21 protein-coding genes are annotated in these 26,323 nt (G+C 69.3%); 9 read left to right on the top strand and 12 right to left on the bottom strand.

Annotation, left to right across the window (positions count from 1 at the left end; all coding sequences use genetic code 11):
- Positions 1–11: 11 nt before the first annotated feature.
- The gene (locus tag AB0L60_RS22815) at positions 12–2,711 is read right to left on the bottom strand and encodes a valine--tRNA ligase (protein ID WP_364617172.1); all 2,700 of its coding nucleotides are present in this window, start codon (positions 2,709–2,711) and stop codon (positions 12–14) included.
- Positions 2,712–3,035: 324 nt separating this feature from the next.
- On the opposite strand from AB0L60_RS22815, the gene AB0L60_RS22810 reads away from it, so the two are divergent.
- Both AB0L60_RS22810 and AB0L60_RS22805 read left to right on the top strand, forming a co-directional pair.
- Positions 3,036–3,671, top strand: coding sequence for a class I SAM-dependent methyltransferase (locus AB0L60_RS22810; protein ID WP_364617170.1), 636 nt, complete (start codon positions 3,036–3,038; stop codon positions 3,669–3,671).
- A 216-nt stretch (positions 3,672–3,887) separates the two neighbouring features.
- Positions 3,888–4,256 carry a hypothetical protein gene (locus AB0L60_RS22805; protein WP_364617168.1) on the top strand — a complete coding sequence of 123 codons (369 nt, stop codon included), beginning with the start codon at positions 3,888–3,890 and terminating at the stop codon, positions 4,254–4,256.
- A gap of 114 nt (positions 4,257–4,370) precedes the next feature.
- Here AB0L60_RS22805 and AB0L60_RS22800 read toward each other — a convergent pair whose 3' ends face one another.
- Together AB0L60_RS22800 and AB0L60_RS22795 are read right to left on the bottom strand one after the other, a co-directional pair.
- Positions 4,371–5,297, bottom strand: coding sequence for a YegS/Rv2252/BmrU family lipid kinase (locus AB0L60_RS22800; protein ID WP_364617166.1), 927 nt, complete (start codon positions 5,295–5,297; stop codon positions 4,371–4,373).
- Positions 5,294–6,871, bottom strand: coding sequence for an FAD-binding oxidoreductase (locus AB0L60_RS22795; protein WP_364617416.1), 1,578 nt, complete (start codon positions 6,869–6,871; stop codon positions 5,294–5,296). Before AB0L60_RS22795 ends, AB0L60_RS22800 begins: the two co-directional genes overlap by 4 nt.
- A 131-nt stretch (positions 6,872–7,002) precedes the next feature.
- Between AB0L60_RS22795 and AB0L60_RS22790 the strand changes: the two genes are divergently transcribed.
- Entirely contained in the window at positions 7,003–7,590 is a 588-nt protein-coding gene (locus tag AB0L60_RS22790; RefSeq protein WP_364617164.1) for a TetR/AcrR family transcriptional regulator, read from the top strand.
- Positions 7,591–7,653: 63 nt separating this feature from the next.
- The gene (locus AB0L60_RS22785) at positions 7,654–9,192 is read left to right on the top strand and encodes a glycerol-3-phosphate dehydrogenase/oxidase (protein ID WP_364617162.1); all 1,539 of its coding nucleotides are present in this window, start codon (positions 7,654–7,656) and stop codon (positions 9,190–9,192) included.
- 122 nt (positions 9,193–9,314) lie between these two features.
- On the opposite strand, the gene AB0L60_RS22780 is transcribed toward AB0L60_RS22785, so the two are convergent.
- On the bottom strand, positions 9,315–9,725 hold the full coding sequence (locus AB0L60_RS22780) for a hypothetical protein (protein ID WP_364617160.1): 411 nt from the start codon (positions 9,723–9,725) through the stop codon (positions 9,315–9,317).
- 207 nt (positions 9,726–9,932) lie between these two features.
- On the opposite strand from AB0L60_RS22780, the gene AB0L60_RS22775 reads away from it, so the two are divergent.
- Positions 9,933–11,228, top strand: a complete 1,296-nt coding sequence (locus AB0L60_RS22775; RefSeq protein ID WP_364617157.1) for an FHA domain-containing protein — start codon at positions 9,933–9,935, stop codon at positions 11,226–11,228.
- Between the two features lie 45 nt (positions 11,229–11,273).
- On the opposite strand, the gene AB0L60_RS22770 is transcribed toward AB0L60_RS22775, so the two are convergent.
- Positions 11,274–14,366 (bottom strand): FAD-dependent oxidoreductase, encoded by a 3,093-nt coding sequence (locus AB0L60_RS22770; protein WP_364617155.1) that lies wholly within the window; start codon positions 14,364–14,366, stop codon positions 11,274–11,276.
- 95 nt (positions 14,367–14,461) lie between these two features.
- Positions 14,462–14,785 (bottom strand): hypothetical protein, encoded by a 324-nt coding sequence (locus tag AB0L60_RS22765; RefSeq protein WP_364617153.1) that lies wholly within the window; start codon positions 14,783–14,785, stop codon positions 14,462–14,464.
- A gap of 107 nt (positions 14,786–14,892) precedes the next feature.
- On the opposite strand from AB0L60_RS22765, the gene AB0L60_RS22760 reads away from it, so the two are divergent.
- The 4 genes from AB0L60_RS22760 to AB0L60_RS22745 all read left to right on the top strand — a co-directional run bounded on the left by AB0L60_RS22760 (position 14,893) and on the right by AB0L60_RS22745 (position 19,076).
- Complete coding sequence (locus AB0L60_RS22760) at positions 14,893–17,196, top strand: FdhF/YdeP family oxidoreductase (protein WP_364617151.1); 2,304 nt, start codon at positions 14,893–14,895, stop codon at positions 17,194–17,196.
- Positions 17,193–18,005, top strand: coding sequence for a formate dehydrogenase accessory sulfurtransferase FdhD (fdhD, locus tag AB0L60_RS22755; protein ID WP_364617149.1), 813 nt, complete (start codon positions 17,193–17,195; stop codon positions 18,003–18,005). The genes AB0L60_RS22760 and fdhD overlap by 4 nt, the downstream gene beginning before the upstream one ends.
- 101 nt (positions 18,006–18,106) lie before the next feature.
- Positions 18,107–18,478 (top strand): nuclear transport factor 2 family protein, encoded by a 372-nt coding sequence (locus AB0L60_RS22750; RefSeq protein ID WP_364617147.1) that lies wholly within the window; start codon positions 18,107–18,109, stop codon positions 18,476–18,478.
- A 73-nt stretch (positions 18,479–18,551) separates the two neighbouring features.
- On the top strand, positions 18,552–19,076 hold the full coding sequence (locus AB0L60_RS22745; protein WP_364617145.1) for a hypothetical protein: 525 nt from the start codon (positions 18,552–18,554) through the stop codon (positions 19,074–19,076).
- 409 nt (positions 19,077–19,485) lie between these two features.
- Here AB0L60_RS22745 and clpX read toward each other — a convergent pair whose 3' ends face one another.
- The 6 genes from clpX to AB0L60_RS22715 form a co-directional block, all read right to left on the bottom strand.
- Complete coding sequence (gene clpX / locus AB0L60_RS22740) at positions 19,486–20,766, bottom strand: ATP-dependent Clp protease ATP-binding subunit ClpX (protein ID WP_033086574.1); 1,281 nt, start codon at positions 20,764–20,766, stop codon at positions 19,486–19,488.
- A gap of 324 nt (positions 20,767–21,090) precedes the next feature.
- Positions 21,091–21,765, bottom strand: coding sequence for an ATP-dependent Clp protease proteolytic subunit (locus tag AB0L60_RS22735; protein ID WP_354834779.1), 675 nt, complete (start codon positions 21,763–21,765; stop codon positions 21,091–21,093).
- Between the two features lie 37 nt (positions 21,766–21,802).
- Complete coding sequence (locus tag AB0L60_RS22730; protein WP_154787680.1) at positions 21,803–22,393, bottom strand: ATP-dependent Clp protease proteolytic subunit; 591 nt, start codon at positions 22,391–22,393, stop codon at positions 21,803–21,805.
- A gap of 232 nt (positions 22,394–22,625) precedes the next feature.
- The gene (gene tig, locus AB0L60_RS22725; RefSeq protein ID WP_364617143.1) at positions 22,626–24,029 is read right to left on the bottom strand and encodes a trigger factor; all 1,404 of its coding nucleotides are present in this window, start codon (positions 24,027–24,029) and stop codon (positions 22,626–22,628) included.
- A gap of 162 nt (positions 24,030–24,191) precedes the next feature.
- Positions 24,192–24,761, bottom strand: coding sequence for an FKBP-type peptidyl-prolyl cis-trans isomerase (locus tag AB0L60_RS22720; RefSeq protein ID WP_364617141.1), 570 nt, complete (start codon positions 24,759–24,761; stop codon positions 24,192–24,194).
- Positions 24,762–24,887: 126 nt separating this feature from the next.
- The gene (locus tag AB0L60_RS22715; protein WP_364617139.1) at positions 24,888–26,126 is read right to left on the bottom strand and encodes a hypothetical protein; all 1,239 of its coding nucleotides are present in this window, start codon (positions 26,124–26,126) and stop codon (positions 24,888–24,890) included.
- Between the last annotated feature and the right edge of the window lie 197 nt (positions 26,127–26,323).

Below are 26,323 nucleotides of genomic sequence, written 5' to 3'. Positions count from 1 at the left end.
CGGTTCGTCGTTCACTGGGCCGCCAGCTTGGCGATCTCGGCGAGGCGGGCGCTGATCCGCTCGACGTCGCCCTCGGCGATCTCCTTGCGCGCCTTGATCTTCGCGACCACATCCTCGGGGGCCTTGGCCAGGAACGCCTCGTTGCCGAGCTTGCCGGTGGTGCCGGTCAGTTCCTTCTGGGCGGCGGCGAGGTCCTTCTCCAGGCGGCGGCGCTCGGCGTCGAGATCGACCGTGCCGGAGGTGTCGATCTCGACGGTCACCGTGGCGGTGCTCAGGCGCACCTCGAGCGAGGCGGTGGCGGCGAAGCCGTCACCGGCCGGGGTGAGCTTGGCCAGGTTGGCGATACCGGCCTCCTGGGCGCGCAGGTCGGCGGTGTCGATGCCGTTGAGCTTGGCGGCCACCTTCTGGCTGTCGGCCAGGCCCTGGTCGGAGCGGAAGCGGCGGATCTCGGTGATCAGCTTCTGGGTGTCCGAAACCCGGCGGGCCGCAGCCGCGTCGGCGGTGGCGCCGGAGACGGCCGGCCAGGCGGAAATGACGATGGACTCGCCCTCGGCGCCGTCGGTGAGGGCCTGCCACAGCGTCTCGGTGACGAACGGGACGGCCGGATGCAGCAGGCGCAGCACCGCGTCCAGGACGGTGCCGAGCACCAGGCGGGTGCTCGCCGCGCGCTCCTCGGACTCGGCGAACTGCACCTTCGCCAATTCCAGGTACCAGCTGCAGAATTCGTCCCACGCGAAGTGGTACAGACCCTCGAGGGCCTTGCTGAACTCGTAACGGTCCAGGGCCGCATCGACTTCGGTGACGACCTCGTCGAGGCGGTCCAGGATCCAGCGGTCGGTGTCGGTGAGGCTCTCGCGCGCGGGCAGTTCGCCCGGCTGCGCGCCGTTCATGAGCGCGAACTTGGTGGCGTTGAACAGCTTGGTGATGAAGCTGCGCGAGGCCGTCACGTGCGGGGTGCCGACCGAGAGGTCGCCGCCGGGCTGGGCGCCGCGGGCGAGGGTGAATCGGGTGGCGTCGGCGCCGTATTCGTTGATCCAGTCCAGCGGGTCGATGCCGTTGCCGCGCGACTTGGACATCTTCTTGCCGAACTCGTCGCGAATCAGGCCGTGCAGGAACACGTCCTGGAACGGGACCTGCTTCTGGTTCGGGTCCTTGCCGACGGTGAGCACCGGGTCGTCGGAGACGAACATGCCGAACATCATCATCCGGGCGACCCAGAAGAAGAGGATGTCGTAGCCGGTGACCAGCACGCTGGTCGGATAGAACGTGCTCAGCTCGGGCGTCGCGTCCGGCCAGCCCATGGTGGAGAAGGGCCACAGGCCCGAGGAGAACCAGGTGTCGAGCACGTCCGGGTCCTGGACGTAGCCCTCGGGGGCCTGCTCGTCGGGTCCGACGCAGACGATCTCGCCCTCGGGGCCGTACCAGATCGGGATGCGGTGGCCCCACCACAGCTGGCGCGAGATGTTCCAGTCGTGCATGTTGTCGACCCACTCGAACCAGCGCGGTTCCTGGCTGGCGGGGTGGATCTTGACGTCGCCGTTGCGGACCGCGTCACCGGCGGCCTTGGCGATGCCCTCGACCTTCACCCACCACTGCATGGACAGGCGGGGTTCGATGGGTTCGCCGGAGCGCTCGGAGTGGCCGACCTGGTGGATGTAGGGGTACTTGCGCCCGACCACTCGGCCCTCGGCCTCGAGCCGCTCGCGGATCTTGAGCCGGGCCTCGAAGCGGTCCATGCCGTCGAATTCGGTTCCGCTGTCGGCGATCTTGCCGGTCTTGTCCATGATGGTGGGCATGGGCAGGTTGTGGCGCAGGCCGAGCTCGAAGTCGTTGGGGTCGTGCGCCGGGGTGATCTTGACCGCGCCGGAACCGAATTCGGGGTCCACGTAGTCGTCGGCGACGATGGGGATCTGGCGGCCGGTGATCGGGTGGTAGACCGTGGTGCCGATGAGGGCCTGGTACCGCTCGTCGTCCGGATGCACCGCGACGGCCGTGTCACCCAGCATCGTCTCCACCCGGGTGGTGGCCACGATCACGTGCGGCTCATCGTCGTTCAGCGAGCCGTAGCGCAGGGAGACGAGTTCGCCCTCGACCTCCTTGTGGTCCACCTCGAGGTCGGAGATGCCGGTCTGCAGCACCGGCGACCAGTTCACCAGGCGCTCGGCGCGGTAGATGAGGCCCGCGTCGTAGAGGCGCTTGAAGATGGTCTGCACGGCCCGGGAGAGCCCGTCGTCCATGGTGAAGCGGTCGCGGCTCCAGTCCACACCGTCGCCGAGGCGGCGCATCTGGCCCTGGATCTGGCCCCCGGACTCGCGCTTCCAATCCCAGACCTTGTCGACGAACAGCTCGCGGCCGAAGTCCTCCTTGGTCTTGCCGTCGACGGCGAGCTGCTTCTCCACCACGGTCTGGGTGGCGATGCCGGCGTGATCCATGCCGGGCAGCCACAGCACCTCGAAGCCCTGCATGCGCTTGCGGCGGGTGAGCAGGTCCATGAGGGTGTGGTCGAGGGCGTGGCCCATGTGCAGGGTGCCGGTGACGTTCGGCGGGGGCAGCACGATCGAGTAGGAGGGCTTGGCGCTGCCCGGGTCGGCGGTGAAGTAACCGGCGGCTACCCAGCGCTCGTACAGGTCGGCCTCGACATCGCTGGGGTTCCAGCTCTTGGGGAGGGCATCGGCACGATTACGCGGGTTCTCAGAGGCTGCGCTGGTCACCGGTCGATTCTAAGGGCTGGGATTATCGCCGAACGACCGGGTTTTTCCTAGGCCCGATTTACCGCCGGAGGGGGCCCGGATGGATAGCCGAAGGGCGAGGCTTCCGACGGATGAGGGACACCGGAAGCCTCGCCCTCGATGGTCAGCCTACCGCCGTTTCGGGACTCACTCCCGGATCCAAAGGCAATTCTCAGGTTCTGACCCAAATGGGCCAGGGTAGACCAGGTTTCGTTGCATCGACGTTGCGTCCGCCGCATTGTTTTCGCGTCGTGACAAGCACATTGCGAGGTCCTGGCGGAGCGACCGGCGAGTAACCTGTCGAGCATGAATCCGATTGTCTCGCGGGTGATGTCGACGGTCGCCGGGCAGCTGGGAAATCCGCACGGAGTGCTGGGCAAGGGCGTGGCGCGCCTGCTGAATCGCGGTAACCGGCCGATGATCGAGGCCGCGGTGGCGGCGACCGAGGTGGCCGCCGGTGACGCGGCTGCCGATATCGGATTCGGTGGGGGCATCGGGCTGACCCTGCTACTGGACCGGATCGGGTCCGGCACGGTGACCGGTGTCGAGCTCTCCCCCGACATGCTGGCGCGGGCCCGATCGGAGTTCGCGGCCGACGTCTCGTCCGACCGCCTGCGCCTGGCCGAGGGCTCCCTCACCGAGCTCCCGTTCCCGGACGCCGCCCTGGATGCCGTGATCACCTGCAACACCATCTATTTCGTGCCGGATCTGGATCGCGCCTGCACCGAGCTGGCGCGTGTCCTCGCCCCCAAGGGGCGCTTGGTGATCGGCGTCGGCGACCCGGACGCCATGGCGAAAATGCCTTTCACCCCATACGGATTCACCCTCCGCCCGGTCGCCGAGGTGAAGGACGCACTGGAGCGGGCCGGGCTGACGGTCGATCACCGGTTCCTGCCGCGGAGGCCGATTTCTGGACACTTGCTCATCGCACGCCCGTCCTAGTCGGCGCTCCGACCGCCTGTCGCATTTGCCCGGTCAGGGGATGTGAGATGAATCACTTTTGCAAACCGAAGTGACATAAATCACTTGAGCCTTGCCATGGTTACCTGCGGTGATGTGTTCTGGCTACCCGGCTGGATCCAGCCGCCACAGTTCACCGCAGTAATCGATACAGCTCCGCAGGACATCTCTCCCGCCGCCGCTGGAAAGCGAGTCATCATGCGTGTTCGAACCTTTGCTGTTGCCGCGGCCGCCTGCGCGGGGCTCGGTCTGGCCGGATCGGCCTGGACCGGAACCGCTTCCGCCGCAACCCCGTTCGTGATACCGCAGATCGGCGCGGCGGGGGTGGAGCTCGATCACGGTGAGACGCAGGCCCTGGCCGAGAGCCCGATTCCGGCGCTGGTCGACCGGTATGCGCCGCATAATGCCGTGATCGTGGGGCTGCAACCCGATTCGGCTCTCCTCCAGGACGGCCATGCCGTGTTCGCGGATATGCCCGCGATCGTCGGTGAGGCCGCGTCGCACCCCAACGGCTCGGTGGACGTGCTGCTGAGCCCGAAGGGTTTGGGTGTCTTTCAGGTCTGGTGAGAATTCCGGCCCACCTTCCTCCGACCCCGTAAGACAAGTGCGCCCCATGCCGTAAAAGCATGGGGCGCACTGCTTTTACCGGACCAGATCGGACCCGTTCGGGCGGTACGAGGGTCAGGGGACCAGCACGTCCAGGGCGCCCGGGGCGGCGCGGAAGTGCGCGGGAAGCAGTCCCGCCGGGTCGCCGTCGGCGGTGGCGGGCGCGCCGGGAGCGGTCAGGCGGATCTCCCGGGCCTGGTACTGGACCGCGGCGGGATGGTCGATGCGCTTGCCGGAGGACAGGGTCGGGAGCAGGCGCAGCATCTCCAGCCGGGACATGGCCCCGACCACGGTCAGGTCCAGCAGGCCGTCGTCGATGAGCGCGTCGGGGCAGATGAGCATGCCGCCGCCGTAGGTGCGGGTATTGCCTACGGCGACCATGACCGCGTCCAGTTCCAGCACGGTGCCGTCCGGATGCTCGGGTGAGCCGGCCAGTTCGATGCGATAGGGCACGGCCAGCTTGCCCGCGAGTTCGAGCAGGGCGGCGACGGTATAACGCAGCGGGCCGTTGGGCCAGCGGAGAGCGTTGGCGCGCAGGGTGACTCGCGCGTCGAGGCCGGTGCCGGTGACGGTGGCGAACCAGAGGGCGCGGCCCGCCTCCTCGGTTTCCACGGTGCCGAGATCGATGGCGCGGGTCCGGCCGCCCACGACCGTGGCCACCGCGGCCTCGGTGTCGTCGGGGACGCCTAATTCGCGGGCGAGGTCGTTGCCGGTGCCGCCGGGGATCAGGCCGAGGGGGACTCCGGTCCCGACGAGGGCCTGCAACACCACGCCGACCAGTCCGTCGCCGCCCGCCGCCACCACGGCGTCGGGGCGGGCGTCCGGGTCGGCCAGCGCCTTGCGCACCAGCCGTTCGCTCTCGGCGGCCGACTCGCCGCGGATCTCGGTGACCTGGACACCGCGGGCGGCGAAGCGGTTGGCCGCCTCCACGGCGACCAGAGCGCCCTTGCCGTGACCGGACAGCGGATTGGTCACCAGGGCGATGGAGCGGATCGTTCTCACGGAATCAGCTTCCCAGGGTTGAGGATTCCGGCGGGGTCGACGGCATTCTTCACCGCGCGCAGCACCTGCACACCCAGATCGCCGATCTCGTCGGCCATCCACGGCCGATGGTCGGCGCCCACCGCGTGGTGGTGGGTGATGGTGCCGCCCGCGGCCACGATGGCGTCGCCCGCGGCCCGCTTGGCGACGGCCCACTGCGCGATCGGGTCCGCGGCCTGCTTGCCGACGACGGTGAAGTACAGCGACGCGCCGGTCGGGTAGGTGTGCGAGATGTGGCACATGACCAGCGCGGGGGTGCCCTGGGCGGTGAGCGAATCAGTCAGCGCCGCGGTCACCTTCGCCTTGAGGTTGGCGAGATCGGCCCAGCTGGTTGCGGTTTCGAGGGTCTCGCAGAGCACGCCCACGTCCAGCAGCGCATCGCGCAGGTAGGGCGCGGCGAAGCGGCCGTGTTCCCATTCCCGGGCGGGGGTTTCGCCGAGCGCGGTGCCGCCGGCGGCGGCCAGCAGGGCGGCGGCCTCGGCACTGCGGGCGGCCACGTGTGCGGTGGTGCCCTCGAAGGTGGTGACCGCGAGGCAGCCGCCGACGGGCGCGCCGCCGATGTCCCCGGCGCGGGCCAGGTTCAGGCCGGTCTCGGCTTCGTCGGACAGGCGCATGACGGTGGGGGCGGCGCCGGCCTGGATGACGGTGCGCAGCGCATTGGCGCCGGTGGCGAAGTCGGGGAACGACCAGGCCTGGTAGCCGGTGGTTTCCGGGACCGGGTGCACGCGCAGGGTGACGCCGGTGATGATGCCGAGGGTGCCCTCCGAACCGGAGAACAGTTCGCGCAGGTCGGGTCCGGCGGCCGAGGCGGGCGCCCGGCCGAGGTCGAGATCGCCTGCGGGCGTGGCGATCCGGAGCCGCTGGATCATGTCGTCGAAGCGGCCGTAGCCGGCCGAGGCCTGGCCCGAGGAGCGGGTGGCCGCGAAGCCGCCGATGGTGGCGTATTCGAAGCTCTGCGGGAAGTGGCCGAGCGAAAGGCCGTGGCGGGCAAGCAGTTCCTCGGCCTGCGGGCCGGACAGACCCGCGCTCAGGGTGGCGGTGCCGCTGACCGGATCGACGTCGGTGAGGGTGTCGAGGCGGCGCAGGTCGAGGGCGACGACGGCCGGGAAGCGGCCGCGCGCGGGATCCAGACCGCCGACCACGCTGGTGCCGCCACCGAAGGGCACGACCGCGATGCCGTTGGCGGAGCAGTACTTCAGCAGCGCGAGGACCTGGTCGTGATCGGCGGGGAAGACGACGGCGTCGGGGGCGTCCTGCTCGCCGTCGGCGCGGCGGCGCAGCAGGTCGGGCGTGGATTTGCCGCCGGCGTGCAGCAGGCGGTCGCGATGGTCGATCGACAGGTGCTCGGCTCCGACCACCGCGACGAGCCCGGCGTGCTGTTCCGGCGTGAGCGCCGAGGCGCGCAGCGGCACGTCGCCCTCATCGCGACGGGTCACCGGTTCACCGGACACCCCGAAAACCTGTGCGAGCAGTCCCCGAATCTGCTCGGACAGCGGTTTGTGTCCGGACGGGGAGCCCCAGGCGTCCCACACCATACTCGCGCGAACCTGCGGCTCGCCCGGGTTTTCCGTGGACGCGGCAGCTGCTTGTGTGTCGACCATGCGTTACAGTCTGACATAGAATGTCAAGCAGTAACGACAACGACTATTCTCCGGTGGTGGCAACCATGAGTTCGACCGAACCATCCTCCGCCGTCGATCGGGCCATCCTCGACGCGGCACGCGCCTGCGTGGCCGAATTCGGCGTCCGGCGCACCACCCTGACCGAGGTGGCCCGCCGCGCGGGCGTCAGCCGGCCGACGGTGTACCGCCGCTGGCCCGATACCGGGTCCCTGGTGGCGGACCTGCTGGTGCGGGAACTGCGCGAGATCATCACCGACACCGCGCCCAGCACGGGCAGCGCGCGCGAGCGGCTGGTCGGGGCCATTGTCGGCGGCGGCGCGGTGATGCGCCGGAATCCCCTGTTCGCCAAGATCTTCCGCGCCGACACCGACATCATGCTGACCTACGTGTTCGAGCGGCTGGGCCGCAATCAGCGCGCCCTCATCGACCTGTTCGCCGAAGCCATCCGAGAAGGCCAGGCCGACAACTCGATTCGCGCCGGGGATCCCGGGCAGCTGGCCGCCATGCTGCTGCTGATGGCCCAGTCCGCGGTCCAGTCGGCAACCGCCTTCGCCCCGGTTCTGGATGGCGACCACCTCGACACCGAACTCGCCTACGCCCTGCACGGCTACCTGACCCCCACCGGCACCTGACCGGGGACCCAGTAGCTCCACATTCTCGACAACCGACAGCGGCACTCATCGAAAGGCCTTCCCATGACTTCGAATACGGCTCGGCCCGACTCGTCGCTCAACGCGGCGCGGCGGCGGCGAGAGCTGTCGGCACTCGGTGACGACGCGACGATCGACGTGCTGGTGATCGGTGGCGGTATCACCGGCGTGGGTGTGGCGCTGGACGCCGCCGCACGCGGGTTGCGGACGGTACTGGTGGAGAAGCACGACTTCGCGTTCGGCACCAGCCGCTGGAGTTCCAAGCTGGTGCACGGCGGGCTGCGGTATCTGGCCAGCGGCGGGGTCGGGATCGCGCACGAGAGCGCGGTCGAGCGCGACATCCTGCTCACCCGCACCGCGCCGCATCTGACCCGGGCGCTGCCGCAGGTGGTGCCGCTGCTGCCGAATATCGGTGCGGCGCAGAAGCTGCTGGTGCGGACCGGCTTCCTGGCCGGGGACGTGCTGCGCCGGGCGGCGGGGACGTCGGCGTCGGTGCTGCCGCGGTCGCGGCGGGTGGCGGCGGCCGAGGCGCTGCGGCTGGCCCCGACGGTGCGCCGGGCCGGACTGCGAGGCGGGCTGCTCGCCTGGGACGGGCAGCTGGTGGACGATGCGCGGCTGGTGGTGGCCATCGCCCGCACGGCCGCCCGGGAGGGCGCGACGGTACTGACCCGGGTCGAGGCCATGAATGTCACCGGCGGGAAGGCCACGCTGACCGACACGCTCACCGGCGAAACCCTGGACGTGACAGCGCGTTCCGTTGTGAACGCCACCGGGGTGTGGGCCGATCAGGTGGATCCGAGCATCGAACTGCGGCCCTCGCGCGGCACGCACCTGGTGTTCGACGCCGCCGCGTTCGGCGGTCTCACCGCGTCGCTGACCGTACCGATTCCGGGCAGCACCAGTCGTTTCATCTTCGCGTTCCCGGCCGCGCACAACCGGGTCTATCTGGGTCTCACCGACGAGGAGGCGCCCGGCCCGGTGCCGGACGTCCCGCACGCCACCGACGGCGAGATCGACTTCCTGCTCGACACCGTGAACACCGTGCTGCGGGAGCCGTTGCGCCGCAGTGATATTCGCGGCAGCTTCGCTGGCCTGCGGCCGCTGCTGCGCACCGGCGACGACAGCACCGCCGACATCTCGCGCGAGCACGCCGTGCTCACCTCCCCCACCGGCGTCATCACCGTGGTGGGCGGCAAGCTCACCACCTACCGGAAGATGGCCGAGGACGCGGCGGATGCCGCGGTGGCGCACGCGCACCTGGCCGCCGCACCGTGCCGCACCCGCAGCCTGCCCCTGGTGGGCGCGGTGTCCGGCGCGGCCCGCGATGCCATCCAGGCCCCGCCGCGCCTGGTCGAGCGCTACGGCAGCGAGGCGACCACCGTGCTCGCGCTGGCCGACCAGCATCCGAGCCTGGCGGCGGAGGTGGCGTCCGGCATGGATGTCACCGCCGCCGAATTCGCTTTCGCCGTCGCCCACGAGGGCGCTCTCGATACGGCCGACCTGCTCGACCGCCGGACCCGCATCGGCCTCGTCGCCTCGGACCGGCAGGCCGCCGAGGCCGCCGCAAGGGCGGCCTTCGAGTAGCGGCTGATCAGCAACACCGGGCATCGACGGGTCGACCACACCGGTCCGCGGTCGGTCCGCTGCACCCGAGGCGGTCGGTTCACCACACCGCATCGCGATTGGTCGACGGCATCGGGCGGTGCCTAGTTGACGACGCCGCAGCCGGAGCCGGTCAGCAGGCCGTTGCCGACCTGGATGTCGACGTACGGGAAGACGTCCTGCCCGTCGGGGCGGCGCTGCCAGACCTGCAGGCGGTGCGGTCCGGCGGTGACGGGCGTCCACCGGGTCTGGGCCAGCGCGCCGGAGGGAGTGGCGTAGGCGAAGGGAATCCCGTTGTCGTAGAAGACGACCGGGGTGACCGGGTCGTCGACGATGCCGTCGATGTCGTAGCTGCAGCCGGTGCCGTAGTTGGTGGCCGAGCCAAAGCTGATGCCCGGGTCGATGCCGACCCGGGTCGCGGTCGCGCCGGCGGGCGCGGCCAGTCCGGCGACGGCCGCGAGCGTGGCGCAGCCGATCGCGGCGGCGGTGGTGGTCCTGATGATCGTGCCCCTCATGGTTCGGTCCTCATCGGTGACGCCGGAGCCGGTTGCACCGGCACGATGCCTCGATCCTCGCGCCCGGATCCCGGCCAGGGGCGGCATTCCCGCAAACCGGGTGGACGCGTGTCGCCGGGCGCCCCGTCGGATCGGCCGAATGCCCGGGCCACGGAACGGCCCTATGCTTGGCTGCGATGTTGTGGGCGCCGGGAGAGGGAGGCGCGGATGGGTCGGATTCCGATGACGGTCGGGTTGATACCTGGGACAGGACTGGTCGCCCGGTTCGGGAATGTGGTCATCTTCCTGCACGGTGAAAGTCCGTCCACGGAACGAATTATCGGCGCGGCGGAGACCGCGGCGAGCGCCGCGGATCCCGGTGTGGCGATCGCCCAGCGGCTGGCGGCGACCGTGTTCACCAGCAGTTCCGCACAGCCGCCGGCCTTCGGGGTGGTCGCGCCGACGGCGGGCGGGATCCTGATCCTGCTGCGCGGCCCGGTGACGGCCGCGATCGACGGGCCCGAGGGCGCCCGCCTGCTCTCCGGTGAACGCGCCCTGACCTGGGCCGACGAAATCGTGCGCGATCCGATCCGGCGGCTCACCGTGGTCGCCGACGGCACGGGCAGCGAACTACCGCACACCGATCTGCGGGCTGGAGTCGTGGCGGGCGGCGGTTTCGTCCTGCACGCCCCGGCCTCGGGACTGAGAGCCCCGCGCGCCAGTGAGACCCCGCCGAAAGCCGAGCCGGAGTCTCCTTCGGTCGCCGACCTCACCCGCCGGGCCCCGGCCCCGACGCCGTCCCATACGCGTTTCTCAGGACCCATCCCGGCCCCGAGCGCGAAATCCGCTGTCGGACAGCAGGTTTCCCCGAATCCGCCGGAGCCCGCCGCCGAACCCGTGCATCCCCGCAATGCCGCCACGACTCCGGCTCCGGGCTCACGGCTCGCGGGTGACTCCGGTTCGGATCAGCCTGCGCCGGCGCTCGACAAGCGGGCGCGGATCGAGGCGCAGGCCGACTCCGGACCCGATTCCGGCCGTCCGGCCGGGCGAAAGGATCGCCCCGCCCCGGAGGATCAACCACCGACCGCGGCGTACAGCCCGGGCGCCGAAGACATCGGCGAGCCCGGAACCCGCGCCACCGCCGGGCCGCAGCCACCCACGACCTCTGCCATGGCCGCGGCGGGCGGGGCGCTCACCAGTACCGAGGGCGCGGTGTATCCGCTGGATCGGCCGTATGTGATCGGGCGGGATCCGATGATCGACGAGGCGGTGCGGCGGGCGGTGGCCTCGCCCATCGTGATCGCGCGGGATCGGCACGTATCGCGGGTGCACGCACGGGTGTTCGTCGAGAACGGCCTGGTGTACGTACGGGACGCGGGGACGCCGGGCGGGACCTTCGTAGCGGCTCCCGGTGCGGCGGACTGGGTTCGGGTCGGGCAGCGGCCGACGGAGTTGAAGGCGGGGTGGAGCCTGCGTATCGGCGAGCGGGTTCTCACCTATCGCACGGCGCAGGCGACCCCGTAGGTCGCACTGCCGACCAGGTGGCGACCGCGCAGCCGACATTCCGCTCTACTGCAATGCGGACCAGTCCCCTCGCTGCAGGGCATTGCGGGCCGCGCCCGGTATCGCTTTCCGGGCTCGGACAGCCTGCTGCGCGGCGGCCACATCGGTGGGGTGATGGCCGAGCACGATCGCCCCGACCGCGCGGTCGCCGGAAATGACCAGCCGCCGATAGGACTGCGTGGGTGATTCGTCCACCACGATCACCTCGTCGCGCTGTCCCGGCTCGACCTGCCCGATGCTGAACAGCTCCAGGCCGACCCCCTTGAGGATGGTGGCGGGCGTCTCCGCGGTCAGCACCTGATCGCCGCCGAGCGCGTTCACCGCCGCGGCCTGCGCCTGTTCGGCGGCGATGGGCCACAGGCCGAGCACGCGGTCGCGATGTTCGGCCACGTCTCCGGCCGCGTACACGTGCGGCACGGCGGTGCGCATGCGGTCGTCCACGAGAATGCCTCGCCGGACCGGGATTCCGGCGCGGGCGGCCAGGTCGGTATTGGGGCGGATGCCGGTGGCGGTGAGGAATACCTCGCACGGCAGCACCGTCCCGTCCTTCAGGATCACGGACCGGACCGGACCGGAGTCCCGGCCGGGCCCGCGCTGCCCGCCGGGTGCGACCGCCCTGGAATCGGCGGTCAGCGCGGCGGTCTCGGCCCGGTGCCGGACCTCGATCCCGGCCCGGGTGAAGTGGTCCAGCACGATGGCCGACGCCCGCGGATCGAGCTGCTTGCCGAGCAGCCGCGGCCCGCGTTCCAGCACGGTGACGCGTAATCCCAACTGGTGCAGGGCATATGCGGCCTCGAGACCGAGCAGACCGCCGCCGGCGACCACCGCGCGGACGCAGGAACGCTGCTGGGCGTAGGCGCGAATGGTCATGGCGTCCACCGCCTCGCGGAGCACGAAGCTGCCGGGCCGGTGCAGTCCGGCGATCTCGGGCAGCGCGGCGGACGCACCCGTCGCGAGGATGAGCCGGTCGTAGGGCAGGACGTCGCCGGTGCCGAGGTGGACCCGCTGCGACCGCGGATCAAGGTGTGTGGCAAGGGTATTGAGCCACGGGGTGACGCGGTGGTCCTCGTACCACTGTTCGGGCAGCAGGTGCAGGCCCTGCATGGCGGACCGGCCGGGTATGAGGCGCGAGATGCCCATGCGGTTGTAGAAGTCGTGGGATTCCCGTCCGACCAGGTGGATTTCGCAGTCGGGGTGGCCGCGGCGCAGGAAGTCGGCGGCGGTGACGCCCGCGATGCCGGTGCCGATGACGACCAGGCTCATCAGGGAGCGATCGAAGTGGGCGGGGCGGTCGCCGGTGCCGTGCCCGGGCTCGGGGGTGAGCGAGACCCGGACACCGCCACCGTTCACGCGGGCACAGCAGGCCATGCGAGTGTTGTCGGCGAATCCCAATCGCCGCAGGGTGTTTCGCTCGTCGGCGGTCTGATCGCACAGCTGCTCGCCGCCCTCGAGGATCGCGACCGGGTCGGCGCCACAGACGCCCATGCGGCAGCCCGACTCCAGGGGCAGGTTCGCCTTCTCGGCGAGATCGAGCAGGCTCACGCCGAGTTCGGCGGCCACGGTCCGACCGTCGAAGTCCACCGAAGCCGCTGGAGCGGTGGCATTGTCGTCGTCGGTGCGCGGCCGCGGGAAGGGCAGCAGGACGGGTTCGGTGCGGGCGCCGGTGCTGAGCGCGTACTGGAGTTCGCTGACCCGGGTGCGGGCCAGGAACAGCAGGGTCGCGGCCAGGACGGAAAAGCTGATCGGCCAGCGTAACCAGGCCACGCCGCCGACACCGGTGATGATGGTGAACGAGCCGAGCAGCACCGGTCCCGCGAACCAGTAGAAGCCGTTGAGGGCCACCACCGCGTACGCCGCCGACAGCATGGCCGGGCTCACTCCGGTCAGCGCCTCGACGGCGAAGTAGACGCCCACCGCGACCAGCAGAACCAGGCCCAGCGTCAGATACCGTTGCGCCACCGGCACTGCCGGATATCCGGCCAGCACCATGAACCCGAGCACGAATCCGGGCAGCGCGGCAGCGAACAGCTTGCGCGGCGCGCTCCAACCGCGGTCCGGATCGGCCATATCGGCCTGGTAGGCGGCGCGCGGCTTGAAGTCGAAGCAGTTCTTGGCGCAGCCCACGCACGGGCGGCAGTGATTGTTGGCGATGGTGACGAACGGCGTCTGCCCGTAGGCGCGCTGCAGCGGGAACAGCGGGCAGATGCTGCTGCACCAGCCGCTCTTGCCCTTGAACACGACACCTCCGGTGAACGCCGCCAGCAGGACCGCGGACAGCACGAGACCCGTGGCGAAGCCGCTGCGGTCCAGGCCCGCGAGGCGCGATCCGGCGATGCCGAAGAACAGGGTGACCGCGATCAGATAGCCGCGCCGCTGCAGCCAGGCCGGCGGCGTGAGCGCGCGGGTGAAGCGGAACAGCCGCGGCAGCTGATTGGTGGCGGCCAGCGGACAGGTGTTGCGCCACAGGCCCGGTGCGATGAGGAACAGTCCGGGCAGCAGCGGGACGACGATCCTGAAGAAGACGAACAGCCCGCCCGCGGGCCGCACGAACAGCGTGACGATGAGCGCCAGGTAGGCGGTGATGCTCAGGAAACGCGCCGCCTGCCAGACCGGCAGCGGTATCCGGCTCGGTAGTTCGGTGAAGGCGGGGAACAGGTTTCGCTCGCCGGTCGGGTCGAGGCCGAGGATCCGGTTGGCGAGGGCCACCCAGCGCGCGGGCGTCGGCTCGCCGCCGGGCGGGCGGGGTATCGCGCCCGACGGCCCGAGCACGGTCTCGGCGGGGACGTGCTCGTCCGGTTCGCCGGTCGGGGCGTGCAGCACCAGGATCTCGCTGCGGCCCAGGCGCACCACGTCACCGGTGACGAGTTCCCGCCGACCGGTCAGGGCCACGCCATTGACGGTGGTGCCGTTGCGGCTGCCCAGGTCGACCACGGACAGGGCCGTCGGGGTGGGCACCAGCCGCAGGTGCTGCCGCGAGACCCCGCCGTCGGCCAGCACCTCGTGACTACCGTCGCGCCCGAAGACGAGGGGCCCATCCAGCAGCCGCCGCCGCGCGGGCCGTCCCCATTCCCGGATCTCGATGACCGGCCGCTCCGCCATGTTCCCCCCTTCCCCGGCGCAGTCGTCGATCTCGCTGCGCTCGTGCGTATATCGCCGGAAGCCCGGTTCACCATTACCACCGCGCTGCCTCGAGGTCAGGCGCGCTCCCGGAGCAGTTGCACCCGCAGATAGCGGTACCGCTTGCCGACCCGGCGGCAGCCGACGGCCAGGGCCAGTCCGGCCGCGACACCGCCTGCGGCGCAGACGATCACGCCGGGCAGGGTGAGCTCGCGGCCGAACAGCACCCACGCCGCCCCGGCCGCCGCGATTCCGAGCAGTCCCGTGCTGATGGCCAGCCCGACGGTCGCGGCGAAGCGGGCACTGCCGCGCCGCAGCGTGCGGGCGTTCGATTCGGCGTATGCGGCAGCGAACAGCAGGAGCAGCAGGATTCCGACGGCCGTCGCGGTGGTAGTGATCACCCGCGTTCACACCCGAGACCGACCAGTCCGCTGGCTCGCCCGTTCGCGCCCTACGATGCGGGTATCGACTGGGACGCCCCATCGCGCCGGAGAGGACAATCGGGACCATGTATCGTGCCGCGCCGAAGAGCGATATCGACGAGTCCGCGCTGACCGTCACCGCACCGAAGACCGAGGCCGCGGGCGTCAAGGCGGTCACCGTCGCACTGGAGCGCGCCGTCGAGGAGATGGGCGTGGTGCGCACCGCGCGCACGCTGGCCCGGGTGAATCAGCGGCACGGGTTCGACTGTCCGGGCTGCGCCTGGCCGGAACCGACCGGTCGGCGTCGCCCTGCGGAGTTCTGCGAGAACGGCGCCAAGGCCGTCGCCGAGGAGGCGACCCTGCGCACCGTCACCCCGGCGTTCTTCGCCCAGCACTCCCTCGAGGACCTGGCTGGCAAGTCCGGCTACTGGCTCGGCCAGCAGGGCCGCCTCACCCACCCGATGGTGCTGCGCGAGGGCGACACCCACTACTCCCCGATCGGCTGGGACGAGGCCTACCGCCTCATCGCCGACACCCTGCGCGGCCTGGACTCCCCCGACCAGGCCGTCTTCTACACCTCCGGCCGCACCGCAAACGAGACCGCGTTCCTCTACCAGTTGCTGGTCCGCAGCTTCGGCACCAACAACCTGCCCGACTGCTCCAACATGTGCCACGAATCCTCGGGCACCGCGCTCACCGGCTCGATCGGCATCGGCAAGGGCTCGGTCACCATCGACGACTTCTCCAAGGCCGACCTCATCATCGTGGCCGGGCAGAACCCCGGCACCAACCATCCGCGCATGCTGTCCGCGCTCGGCGAGGCCAAGGCGCACGGGGCGACGGTCATCGCGGTCAACCCGCTGCCGGAGACCGGGCTCATCGGCTTCAAGGACCCGCAGACCGTCAAGGGTTTCACCGGCGGCATCACCATCGCCGACGATCTCCTGCAGATCCGCCTCGGCGGCGATATGGCCCTGTTCCAGGGCCTGGCCAAGCTGCTGTTCGAGGCCGAGGACCGCGCGCCCGGCACGATCGTGGACCGCGCCTTCGTCGATACGCACACCGCGAGCTTCGCCGAATACGAAAAACAGATGCGCGCGGTCGATCTCGGCATCGTCGAGCAGGCCACCGGCCTCAGCCGCGCAGACCTGGACCGCACCGCGAAGCTGCTGGCCGAGTCGAAGGCAACCATCATCTGCTGGGCCATGGGCCTCACCCAGCAGGTGCACGGCGTCGCCACCATCGAGGAGGCCACCAACCTGCTGTTGCTGCGCGGCATGATCGGCAAGCCCGGCGCGGGCGTGTGCCCGGTGCGCGGCCACTCCAATGTGCAGGGCGACCGCACCATGGGCATCTGGGAGAAGATGCCCGACGCCTTCCTCGACGCCCTGGACCGTGAATTCGGCATCACCAGCCCGCGTGAACACGGCTGGGACACCGTCAATGCCATCCGGGCCATGCGCGACGGCCGTGGCACGGTGTTCTTCGGCATGGGCGGCAACTTCGTCTCCGCCACCCCCGACACCGAGGTCACCGAGGCCGCACTGCGCAATTGCGCACTGACCGTGCAGGTGTCGACGAAACTCAACCGCAGCCACGTGGTGCACGGGCGCACCGCCCTGATCCTGCCCACCCTGGGCCGCACCGACGCGGACCTGCAGGGCGGTGTGCGCCAGCAGGTTTCGGTCGAGGACTCGATGTCCATGGTGCACCTGTCCACCGGTCGGCTGGACCCGGTGAGCGACCAGCTGCGCAGCGAGGTCGCCATCGTGTGCGAGCTGGCCGAGGCCGTGTTCGGTCCGGGCCACTCCGTACCGTGGGGCGAGTTCCGGCGCGACTACGACAAGATCCGCGACGCCATCGCCCGGGTGGTACCCGGCTGCGCCGACTACAACCGGAAAGTGCGCGGCCGCAACGGCTTCCAGCTCCCGCACCCGCCACGTGACGCCCGCGAATTCCGGACCGCCACCGGCAAGGCCAATTTCGCGGTCAACGACCTGCACTGGCTGCCGGTCCCCGAGGGCCGGCTCATCCTGCAGACCCTGCGCAGCCACGACCAGTACAACACCACCATCTACGGCCTGGACGACCGCTACCGCGGCATCCACAACGGGCGGCGCGTGGTGCTGGTCCATCCGGAGGACATCACCGCCCTCGGTTTCGCCGAGGACGATCTGGTGGACGTCATCTCCGAGTTCGGCGACGGCACCGAGCGCAGCGTCACCGGCTTCCGCCTGGTCGCCTATCCGACCCCGCGCGGCAATGCCGCCGCCTACTACCCCGAGACCAACCCCCTGATCCCGCTGGACCACGTCGCCCGGCGCTCCAATACGCCCGTTTCCAAGGCGGTCACCATCCGCCTGGAACGCCACACCCGCACGGTCGCATGAGCAGGGTCACCGCGCGCCGGCGCACCCTGCGCATCTCCCCCAGCGGCACCGTCACCCGGCCCGACACCCTGGCCGTGGAGGAACCGCTCGAAATCCGTACGGGCGGGCAGTCGCTGACGATCACCATGCGCACCCCCGGCGCGGATATCGACCTCGTGCACGGCTTCCTCTACGCCGAGGGCATCATCGACTCGGCCGAGGACATCGTCAGCGCCCGCTACTGCGCGGGCACCGACGAGAACGGGCAGAACACCTACAACGTGCTGGACATCCAGCTCCGGACTCCGGTCCCGGTGCAGCCCAGGCCGTTCCTGACCAACAGTTCCTGCGGACTGTGCGGCAAGACCGCCCTCGACGAGGTGCGCACCCGGATCCGGTACGCCATGCCCGCGGATTCGCCCCGCGTCGACGTGCACACTCTCGCCAAGCTGCCCGACGAACTGCGTTCCCGCCAGCAGATTTTCGACGCCACCGGCGGGCTGCACGCCGCCGGCCTGTTCACCCCCGAAGGCGCGGCGCTGGCCGTGCGCGAGGACATCGGCCGGCACAATGCCGTGGACAAGCTGGTCGGCTGGGCGATCCGCGAGAATCTGCTTCCCGCACACGATCTCGTCCTCATGGTCAGCGGCCGCGCCTCCTTCGAGCTGGTCCAGAAGGCCATCATGGCGGGCATTCCGGTCATGGGCGCGGTGTCCGCCCCCAGCTCGCTGGCCGTGGATCTCGCCGCCGACGCCGGTCTCACCCTGGTCGGCTTCCTGCGCGGCGAAACCATGAATGTGTACACCGGTGAGGACCGTCTGGCGATGTGATCGTCGCCCGTTCCACAGGGTGAGGCAGCGGGGTTCTTTTGCGCGTTCCGGCTGTTACTCTCCGCAATAGAACACGTTTCAATTCTTGATGGGAGTCATCCATGGCAGTGCAGCCCCGCGATGTGGTCGAGCAGTATGTGAAGCTGGTGGCCACCGGGCCCACGTCGGCGATCGTGGACCTGTACGCCGAGGACGCGGTGATCGAGGATCCGATCGGGACGCCGGAGCGCCGCGGCCACGAGGCCATCGGCGAGCTCTACAAGGCCCTGGAGAACCTCGACCGCGAGACCGAACTGCACACCGTCAAGGTGGCGGGCAACAAGGTGGCGGCGTCCTTCACCCTTGTCACCGTGTCCAACGGGCACCGCATGACCCTCTCGCCCATCGACGTGATGGAGCTGAACGACGAGGGCAAGATCATCAGCATGAAGGCCTACTGGGGTCCGGACGACATGAAGATGGAGCAGATCTGACCCACGGGGTTGTCCCTTCCCGCTCCCCGAATTACGGTGGCAGCACAGTGATTCGGCGAGGGCGGGAGGGCCTGTGCGGATCTCGTTGCGCGGCACCGGTGACGGGGTGCGGGTCAGCATGCGGCTGGAGATCAACCGGCGGCGCTGGATCGCCCTGCTCATCATGCTCGGCGTGCTCACCGCCACGGGGGTGATCACCGGCCTGTGGGCCGTCGTGGCGCCCGAATCGTTCTACACCAGCTTCCCCGGATTCGGCCTGCACTGGGTGCGCGCCGACGGCCCGTACAACCATCACCTGGCCGGTGACGTGGGGGCCTTCTTCCTCGCCCTGGGCGCCATCTCCGCCGCCGCGCTCTACTACCGCGACAGCGTCATCGCCCGAGTCACCGGGCTGGCGTGGCTGGTCTTCGGCGTGCCGCACTTCATCTACCACGCCTTCCACCGCCCGCCGACACTGAGCGGACTCAACTTCACCCTCGAACTGCTGGCGGCCCTAGCCATGCCCGCCCTCGGCCTGGCCATTCTGTTCGTCGCCCCGCGCGAGCGTTTCCCGGTCCCCGAGCCCGCCCCCCTCACCTTCAAATTCCCCCGCCGCTGACCCCGCCGCGAAATTCTCTTTTCCCGGTCCCGATGAAATCGGGACCGTCGCCCAGTCGTAACAGGTGACCCGGCCACACCGATTTCTGAAGTAACGGAGTAAAGGTTCAACGGCGAACCACGAGGGATCAACGGCGATCCTCGCGACGGGCGCGATCGGCTCCACCGATCGTCACCGACTCCCTGGCTCTCCGGAAACGGACAGCCCACAGAAGAGAACAGGCATGGACTGTCGGTCACCCTCGACGGTTTCTATCAAGCACTCGGTGCCACAAGGTTGTTCGCGCGTCTACCTTCCACGGTGATCAGCTCGAGCAGGTAACTCCTCCGCGGCCGCGTGGCGAGAGAACGAGACCGGCTCCGCGAGAGGGATTCTCGCGGAGCCGGTCTCTCTTGCTTGTGGAAGGGCCTTACGCCGACTTCTCGCGGCGCTCGGGGGTCTGGCGCTTGCGCGGGACGATCGTCGGGAGGACGTTGTCGTTCACGGTGTCGGCATTGACGACCACCTTGGCGACATCGTCGCGGCTGGGGATGTCGTACATGACCGGGAGGAGCACCTCCTCCATGATGGCGCGCAGGCCGCGGGCGCCGGTGCCGCGCAGGATCGCCTGATCCGCAACGGCTTCCAGGGCGTCCTGGGTGAACTCCAGGTCCACGCCGTCCATTTCGAACAGGCGCACGTACTGCTTCACCAGGGCGTTCTTCGGCTCGGCCAGGATGCGGACCAGGGATTCCTTGTCCAGGTTGGTGACCGAGGCGACGACGGGGAGGCGGCCGATGAACTCGGGGATCAGACCGAACTTGATCAGATCCTCGGGCATCACGTCGGCGAAGTGGTCGGCGGTGTCGATCTCGGCCTTGGACCGGACCTCCGCGCCGAAACCGATGCCGCGCTTGCCGACTCGATCCTGGACGATCTTCTCCAGACCGGCGAACGCACCCGCCACGATGAACAGCACATTGGTGGTGTCGATCTGGATGAACTCCTGGTGCGGGTGCTTGCGGCCGCCCTGCGGCGGCACCGACGCCTGCGTGCCCTCCAGGATCTTCAGCAGCGCCTGCTGCACGCCCTCACCGGACACGTCACGGGTGATGGACGGGTTCTCCGACTTGCGGGCGATCTTGTCGACCTCGTCGATGTAGATGATGCCGGTCTCGGCGCGCTTCACGTCGTAGTCGGCGGCCTGGATCAGCTTCAGCAGGATGTTCTCGACATCCTCGCCGACATAGCCGGCCTCGGTGAGCGCGGTGGCGTCCGCGATGGCGAACGGCACGTTCAGCATCTTGGCCAGCGTCTGCGCCAGGTAGGTCTTGCCACAGCCCGTCGGGCCGAGCATGAGGATGTTGGACTTGGCCAGCTCGACCGGTTCGCCCCGGGAGTCGCGGCCCTTGTCGCCGGCCTGAATCCGCTTGTAGTGGTTGTAGACCGCCACTGCGAGGGTTCGCTTCGCGGCGTCCTGCCCGATCACGTACTGCTCCAGGAAATCCCGGATTTCCGCGGGTTTGGGCAATTCGTCGAGCTTGACCTCGCTGGATTCGGCGAGCTCTTCCTCGATGATCTCATTGCAGAGGTCGATGCACTCGTCGCAGATGTACACCCCCGGTCCCGCAATGAGCTTCTTGACCTGCTTCTGGCTCTTTCCGCAGAACGAGCACTTCAACAGATCGCCGCCATCACCGATGCGCGCCATCTCCTGGGTCCCTACTTCCTTGTCCGCGTGCAACCGTCTGTCCCCGGCTGCCGGCGAGCTGCCTTCTTCGAGCGTAAGCCGTGACCCCTGAGTTTGCGGATCCAATTCGGCTGTGTGTATCCACGGTGCCCATTACAAACACCTGTGTTGGATGCAGAGGCAGAGCCGACAACCACGAGCAAAGGTCCCTAGAGTGACCGTACCCGCTTCGGCTGACCGAGGTCGACAACTTGGGCACGTTTCTCGCCGGACATGTGCGTGGACTCACCCCTGCCGGGGTGGCGGGGACGCCTGGGACACACAGAACCCCGCCACCCGCCCAGCTCACTTCTGGGCGCTGAGCTTGCGGTACTGGAAAACCTGGTCGACGATGCCGTACTCCTGCGCCTCGTCGGCGGTCAGGATCTTGTCCCGGTCGGTGTCCTTGCGGATGGTGTCCGCGTCCTTGCCGGTGTGGCGCGCCAGCGTGGTCTCCATGAGGCGACGCATGCGCTCGATCTCGGCGGCCTGGATCTCGAGGTCGGAGACCTGGCCCTGGATGCCGCCCGAGGTGGACGGCTGGTGGATCAGGACGCGGGCGTTGGGCAGCGCGGCACGCTTGCCGGGGGCGCCGGCGGCGAGCAGCACGGCCGCGGCCGAGGCGGCCTGGCCCAGGCAGACGGTGGCGACGTCGGCGCGCACGTACTGCATGGTGTCGTAGATGGCCATCAGCGCGGTGAAGGAACCACCGGGCGAGTTGATGTACATGGTGATGTCGCGGTCCGGATCCATCGACTCGAGCACCAGCAGCTGGGCCATGATGTCGTTGGCCGACACATCGTCAACCTGGTTGCCCAGGAAGATGATCCGCTCCTCGAAGAGCTTGTTGTACGGGTCCGAGACCTTCTGGCCGAAGCTGGTCTGCTCGGTGAACTGCGGCAGGATGTAGCGCGACTGAGGCAGGTTGCCGGCGGCGGCGAAGGTGATCCCCGCGGCCCGCGGATCGATCATGTTGGACATACGCGTCACTCCAAAGTCTGTGTGATGGGCTGCGGAACTATTTGCTGCTGCTGCCGTTCGCCTGGCTCGCGTGGGTGACCACGTGGTCGATGAACCCGTAGTCGAGCGCCTCGGCGGCGGTGAACCAGCGGTCGCGGTCGGCGTCGGCGGTCACCTGCTCGATGGACTTGCCAGTGTGCTGAGCCTGCAGCTCGTTGAGTTCGCGCTTGGTGTAGGCGAACTGCTCGGCCTGGATGGCGATGTCAGCGGCCGAACCACCCAGTCCGGCGGAGGGCTGGTGCATCATGATCCGCGCGTGCGGCAGCGCGTAGCGCTTGCCCTTGGTGCCGGCGGCGAGCAGGAACTGCCCCATGGAGGCGGCCAGGCCCATGCCGACCGTGCGGATGTCGCATTCGGCGAACTGCATGGTGTCGTAGATGGCCATGCCCGCGGTCACCGAACCGCCCGGGGAGTTGATGTAGAGCGAGATGTCCTTGGTCGGGTCCTCGGCCGACAGCAGAAGGATCTGCGCGCACAGCTTGTTGGCGATGTCGTCGTCGACCTGAGTGCCCAGGAAGATGATGCGCTCGCGCAGCAGGCGCTCGTACACCGAATCACTGAGGTTCAGACCAGCAGTCGCGGATGTCATGCGCACCCCTGCCTGATGAATTGTCACGGATACCTGCCCTCTCTCAACGGCTCGGTTAACAAGCCCCTACTGATTCGCTGACACAAACCCTAACGAAGCAGGGCGGCACCGAACTCCCGGTACCGCCCTGCTTCGCTCACAGCGCAAACTTACGTCAACACCTCACGTTCCCGCGTTCGGGGTTCTCGGGGTGTCACCCGAGACCCCGGACAGCGGGAGCGCCGGCATTTATTTACTTGGCGTCAGCCTCGGCGGCCTCGGTCGCGTCGGCGACGGTGGCGAGCTCCTCGGCGGAAACCTCCTCGGCCTCCGCGGCCGGGTTGCCGAACATCTCGGCGGTGTCCACGACGTTGCCGGCGGTGTCGGTGACGGCGGCCTGGACCACGACACCGGCGAGGGCCTTGCCGCGGCGCACGTCGGCGAAGACCGCGCCCAGCTGACCGGCCTGCTGGATCTGCTGGATGAACTGATCGGGCGACATGCCGTAGCGCTGCGCCTGGAAGATGATCCGCTCGTACAGCTCGTCCTGGCCGACCTGGGTGTTCTCGGCCTCGGCGACGGCGTCCAGCAGCAGCTGGGTCTTGACCGACTTCTCGGCGGCTTCCTTGGTGTCCTTCTTGAACTCCTCGAGGGAGGAGCCCTGGGCCTCGAGGGCCTCGGCCAGCTTGGCCTCGTCGTGGTCGAAGCCATGGACGGCGTCGTGCTCGACGGCGTCGACCTCGGCCTTGACGACACCCTCGGGCAGCGGGATCTCGACGGTCTCGAGCAGCTGCTCGAGCACCTTGTCGCGGATCTCACCGGCCTGCTGAACCTTCTTGACGCGCTCGACGCGGGTCTTCAGGTCTTCCTTCAGCTCGTCGATGGTGTCGAATTCGCTTGCCAGCTGGGCGAACTCGTCGTCGGCCTCGGGCAGCTCGCGCTCCTTGACCGACTGCACGGTCACGGTGATGACGGATTCCTTGCCGGCGTACTCACCGGCGACCAGCGTGGAGGTGAAGTCCTTGGACTCGCCCTCCTTCAGGCCGATCAGGGCCTCGTCCAGGCCCTCGATGAGCTGGCCGGAGCCGACCTCGTGAGACAGGCCGGTGGTGGAGGCCTCCTCGACGGTCTCGCCATCGACGGTGGCGGACAGGTCGATGGAGACGAAGTCGCCGTTCTCGATGGCGCGCTCGACCGACTTCAGGGTGCCGAAGCGCTGACGCAGCGACTGCAGCTGCTCGTCGATGTCCTCGTCGGTGATCTCGATCGGGTCGACCGAGACGGCGATGGAGGAGAACTCCGGCAGGGTGATCTCCGGGCGGATGTCGACCTCGGCGGTGAAGGCCAGCTCGTCGCCGTCCTCGATCTTGGTGATCTCGATTTCCGGCTGGCCGATGACCTTGGCCTCGGTGGCGATGACAGCCTCGCTGTAGCGCTTGGGCAGCACATCGTTGACGACCTGCTCCAGCACGGCGCCGCGGCCGATACGGGCTTCGAGAAGCTTGGCCGGCGCCTTGCCCGGACGGAAGCCCGGGATCCGGACCTGCTGCGCGAGAGCCTTGTAGGCGCGGTCGAAGTCCGGCTTCAGCTCCTCGAAGGGCACCTCGACATTGATGCGGACCCGAGTCGGGCTCAGCTGCTCGACGGTGCTCTTCACGGACATGCTCCTTGTTCGTAGTTCATGGTTGACGTCTAGGTTCCCCCCGAACGCATCCCGACCAGGTTAGTTGACGGCCCTTCCGGCCGTGTAACCGGTCACTGCACGGGGCATCGCGACGCCGGTCGGCCGACCGGTCGCCCTGGTACCCGGGGTTCGGGTCTAACTACCGACCTTGACGGCGTCGGTGACGAAGACCAGCGTCTCGTACGGTTTCATGCCGTGGCCGCCCGCGCCGTAGCCGAGGTCCGGCGGGACGATGAGCAGCCGGCGGGCGCCCTGCTGAACGCCGACCAGGCCCTGGTCCCAGCCCTTGATGACCTCGCCCGCGCCCAGCGGCAGCTCGAAGGGCTCACCGCGGGTGAAGGACGAGTCGAGGACCTTCTTGTCCGACCAGGTGACCAGCGTGTAGTTCATGGTCAGCTGATCCCCGGCCTTGGCGGCCGGGCCGCTGCCCGCGACCAGGTCCTTGACGATGAGCTGCTTGGGCGGGTCGCAGTCGTCCGGGATGGTGATCTTGGGAGCCTGCCCGAAGCCGCCGTCGACCTTGATGTCGTCGGCCGTGCACTCGCGGCCCTTGCTCTGGGTCGTGGTGGCGACGGCCGCGCTGGTCGTGGCCTTGCCAGTGGTGGTCGACGCCGCCTTGTTGTCACTGCTGCTGCCGCACCCGGCCGCCAGCACCGTGGCGGCCGCGACCGCACCGATCACACCGACCTTGCCCACCAAGCGCATTCCCGCTCCTGTCCGTCAGTCCGGATTGCCGCACGGATTGCGACGCCGCGCCGAACCTACACGCCGGGATCGTTCTTCGCCGGGGAGGACGCGGCCGAGCGGATACCGAATCGGCGATCCGCGGGCTCAGCGATCGATGACCAGCAGCGCGTACTGTGCCGCGGCCATGCGGTGGACGAGTTGCCCGGTCGGCGCGGAGACCTGCGCCAGGTAGCGGCCTGCCAGAACGAGACAGGTGTAGTCGCTCTCGCGCGCTGCGGGATTCGAGCCGGGACCCCGCAGGCAGACCGCGTCCGGGACGCCCGCCGGCGGGGTCGCGACGGACTCGCCGGCACTGGGCTCGGAGAGTCGGTTCAGCGCGTGCCGGGCGGCCACGGCGTCGGAGAAGCGCAGCAGCCGAGCCGAATCCGTGACGGCGATGCTCTCGACCGGGATGCGCGGGTCCGCGCCGGACCTGTTGACCCACAGCTCGGCGAGGACGGGGCCGTAGACGATGCCGCGTGCGCTGCGGTGTCCGCCCCAACCGGCGATGGGTTGCTGCACGTCGTGAAAGAGCTCGGGATAGGGCCATTTCCCGGGGTCGGCGGGCAGCAGGCGGCTCAGCATGCCGCCGGGATCCAGTGGGAGCGCGGACAGTTCCGCGGCCGGTGTCGGCGTGAAGGCGTCCAGCTTCGGCAGTTCGGCGTCGAGGGTGGCCTCGGCCAGCTGCTTCAGGGCCGCCAGATCCGTGGCCGGATGGGTGACGAACAGCGTCACCACGAACGGGCCGTGGGCGAGGGTGACCGCCATCGTCGGCACGAAGGTGCGCCAATGACCGTGTGTCGCAAAGTATTCGGAGAAGGGTACGACGACATTGTCGTGGTTGACATCGAAGTCGCGCCCATCTATCTCGCGGGCGGCGTCGATGGCCGTCATATTGTCCCGCATGCGCAGGACGGTGAGGCGCACCGAACGGGCCGTGCCGATCTCCGGGATGCCGGTCGGATCGTCGGTGCCGCCGATGCTGAATCCGGCCAGCATGCCGTGTGCGGCCAGGGTGGCGCGGGTGGCGTCGGCGAGGATTCCGACGGCGTCCTCCGGGGTGGGCACCGGAATGGCCGCGGTCTGCGTCAGGGTCGGATCGACGGCGCGCGGCGCGATGACGGCGTCCGCCATCCGCACCGATTCCATCAGCCGCCCATAGGCTTCCCCGGCCGCCCCCGGCGCGACGAGCGGCCGCCCGCTGTAACCGCCGAGATCCAGTGCCCCCATCTGCGGCGTCGCCGCCCGTGGTGCCCCGGCGATCGCGCAGGCACTGACCAGTGCCGCGACCGCCACGAGCGATCCGGCGTGCACACGCCGACGGGTCGAATCGAATCGGTGCATGCCGCCACCGCCTGTCGCACAGCTCCCCGCCCGAGTCCCAGCTCTCCGATCACGGTGAGCCCGAACGGCGTTTCGCCCCGGCCCCTCGGACCGCCGACGAAAACCTCCCCCGGACACCTGTTTTCGAGTGTGAGCGCGATCGTGTTGCCCGGCAAGCCCCCTACACTGAGGGGTCCGCGCCCATCGCTGATATCGGC

The sequence above is a fragment of the Nocardia sp. NPDC051981 genome, assembly GCF_040680715.1.
Taxonomy (GTDB): Bacteria; Actinomycetota; Actinomycetes; order Mycobacteriales; family Mycobacteriaceae; genus Nocardia.
The sequence above is the reverse complement of the archived record's forward strand: the minus strand, read 5'-3'. Positions and strand labels throughout refer to the sequence as shown.

What these genes read in the sequence shown, in the direction of transcription:
- AB0L60_RS22810 (WP_364617170.1), top strand. Translation starts at nt 3,036, where the DNA reads ATGAATCCGATTGTCTCGCGGGTGATGTCGACGGTCGCCGGGCAGCTG.
- AB0L60_RS22805 (WP_364617168.1), top strand. Translation starts at nt 3,888, where the DNA reads ATGCGTGTTCGAACCTTTGCTGTTGCCGCGGCCGCCTGCGCGGGGCTC.
- AB0L60_RS22795 (WP_364617416.1), bottom strand. Translation starts at nt 6,871, where the DNA reads ATGGTGTGGGACGCCTGGGGCTCCCCGTCCGGACACAAACCGCTGTCC.
- AB0L60_RS22790 (WP_364617164.1), top strand. Translation starts at nt 7,003, where the DNA reads ATGAGTTCGACCGAACCATCCTCCGCCGTCGATCGGGCCATCCTCGAC.
- AB0L60_RS22785 (WP_364617162.1), top strand. Translation starts at nt 7,654, where the DNA reads ATGACTTCGAATACGGCTCGGCCCGACTCGTCGCTCAACGCGGCGCGG.
- AB0L60_RS22780 (WP_364617160.1), bottom strand. Translation starts at nt 9,725, where the DNA reads ATGAGGGGCACGATCATCAGGACCACCACCGCCGCCGCGATCGGCTGC.
- AB0L60_RS22775 (WP_364617157.1), top strand. Translation starts at nt 9,933, where the DNA reads ATGGGTCGGATTCCGATGACGGTCGGGTTGATACCTGGGACAGGACTG.
- AB0L60_RS22770 (WP_364617155.1), bottom strand. Translation starts at nt 14,366, where the DNA reads ATGGCGGAGCGGCCGGTCATCGAGATCCGGGAATGGGGACGGCCCGCG.
- AB0L60_RS22760 (WP_364617151.1), top strand. Translation starts at nt 14,893, where the DNA reads ATGTATCGTGCCGCGCCGAAGAGCGATATCGACGAGTCCGCGCTGACC.
- fdhD (WP_364617149.1), top strand. Translation starts at nt 17,193, where the DNA reads ATGAGCAGGGTCACCGCGCGCCGGCGCACCCTGCGCATCTCCCCCAGC.
- AB0L60_RS22750 (WP_364617147.1), top strand. Translation starts at nt 18,107, where the DNA reads ATGGCAGTGCAGCCCCGCGATGTGGTCGAGCAGTATGTGAAGCTGGTG.
- clpX (WP_033086574.1), bottom strand. Translation starts at nt 20,766, where the DNA reads ATGGCGCGCATCGGTGATGGCGGCGATCTGTTGAAGTGCTCGTTCTGC.
- AB0L60_RS22735 (WP_354834779.1), bottom strand. Translation starts at nt 21,765, where the DNA reads ATGTCCAACATGATCGATCCGCGGGCCGCGGGGATCACCTTCGCCGCC.
- AB0L60_RS22730 (WP_154787680.1), bottom strand. Translation starts at nt 22,393, where the DNA reads ATGACATCCGCGACTGCTGGTCTGAACCTCAGTGATTCGGTGTACGAG.
- AB0L60_RS22720 (WP_364617141.1), bottom strand. Translation starts at nt 24,761, where the DNA reads ATGCGCTTGGTGGGCAAGGTCGGTGTGATCGGTGCGGTCGCGGCCGCC.
- AB0L60_RS22715 (WP_364617139.1), bottom strand. Translation starts at nt 26,126, where the DNA reads ATGCACCGATTCGATTCGACCCGTCGGCGTGTGCACGCCGGATCGCTC.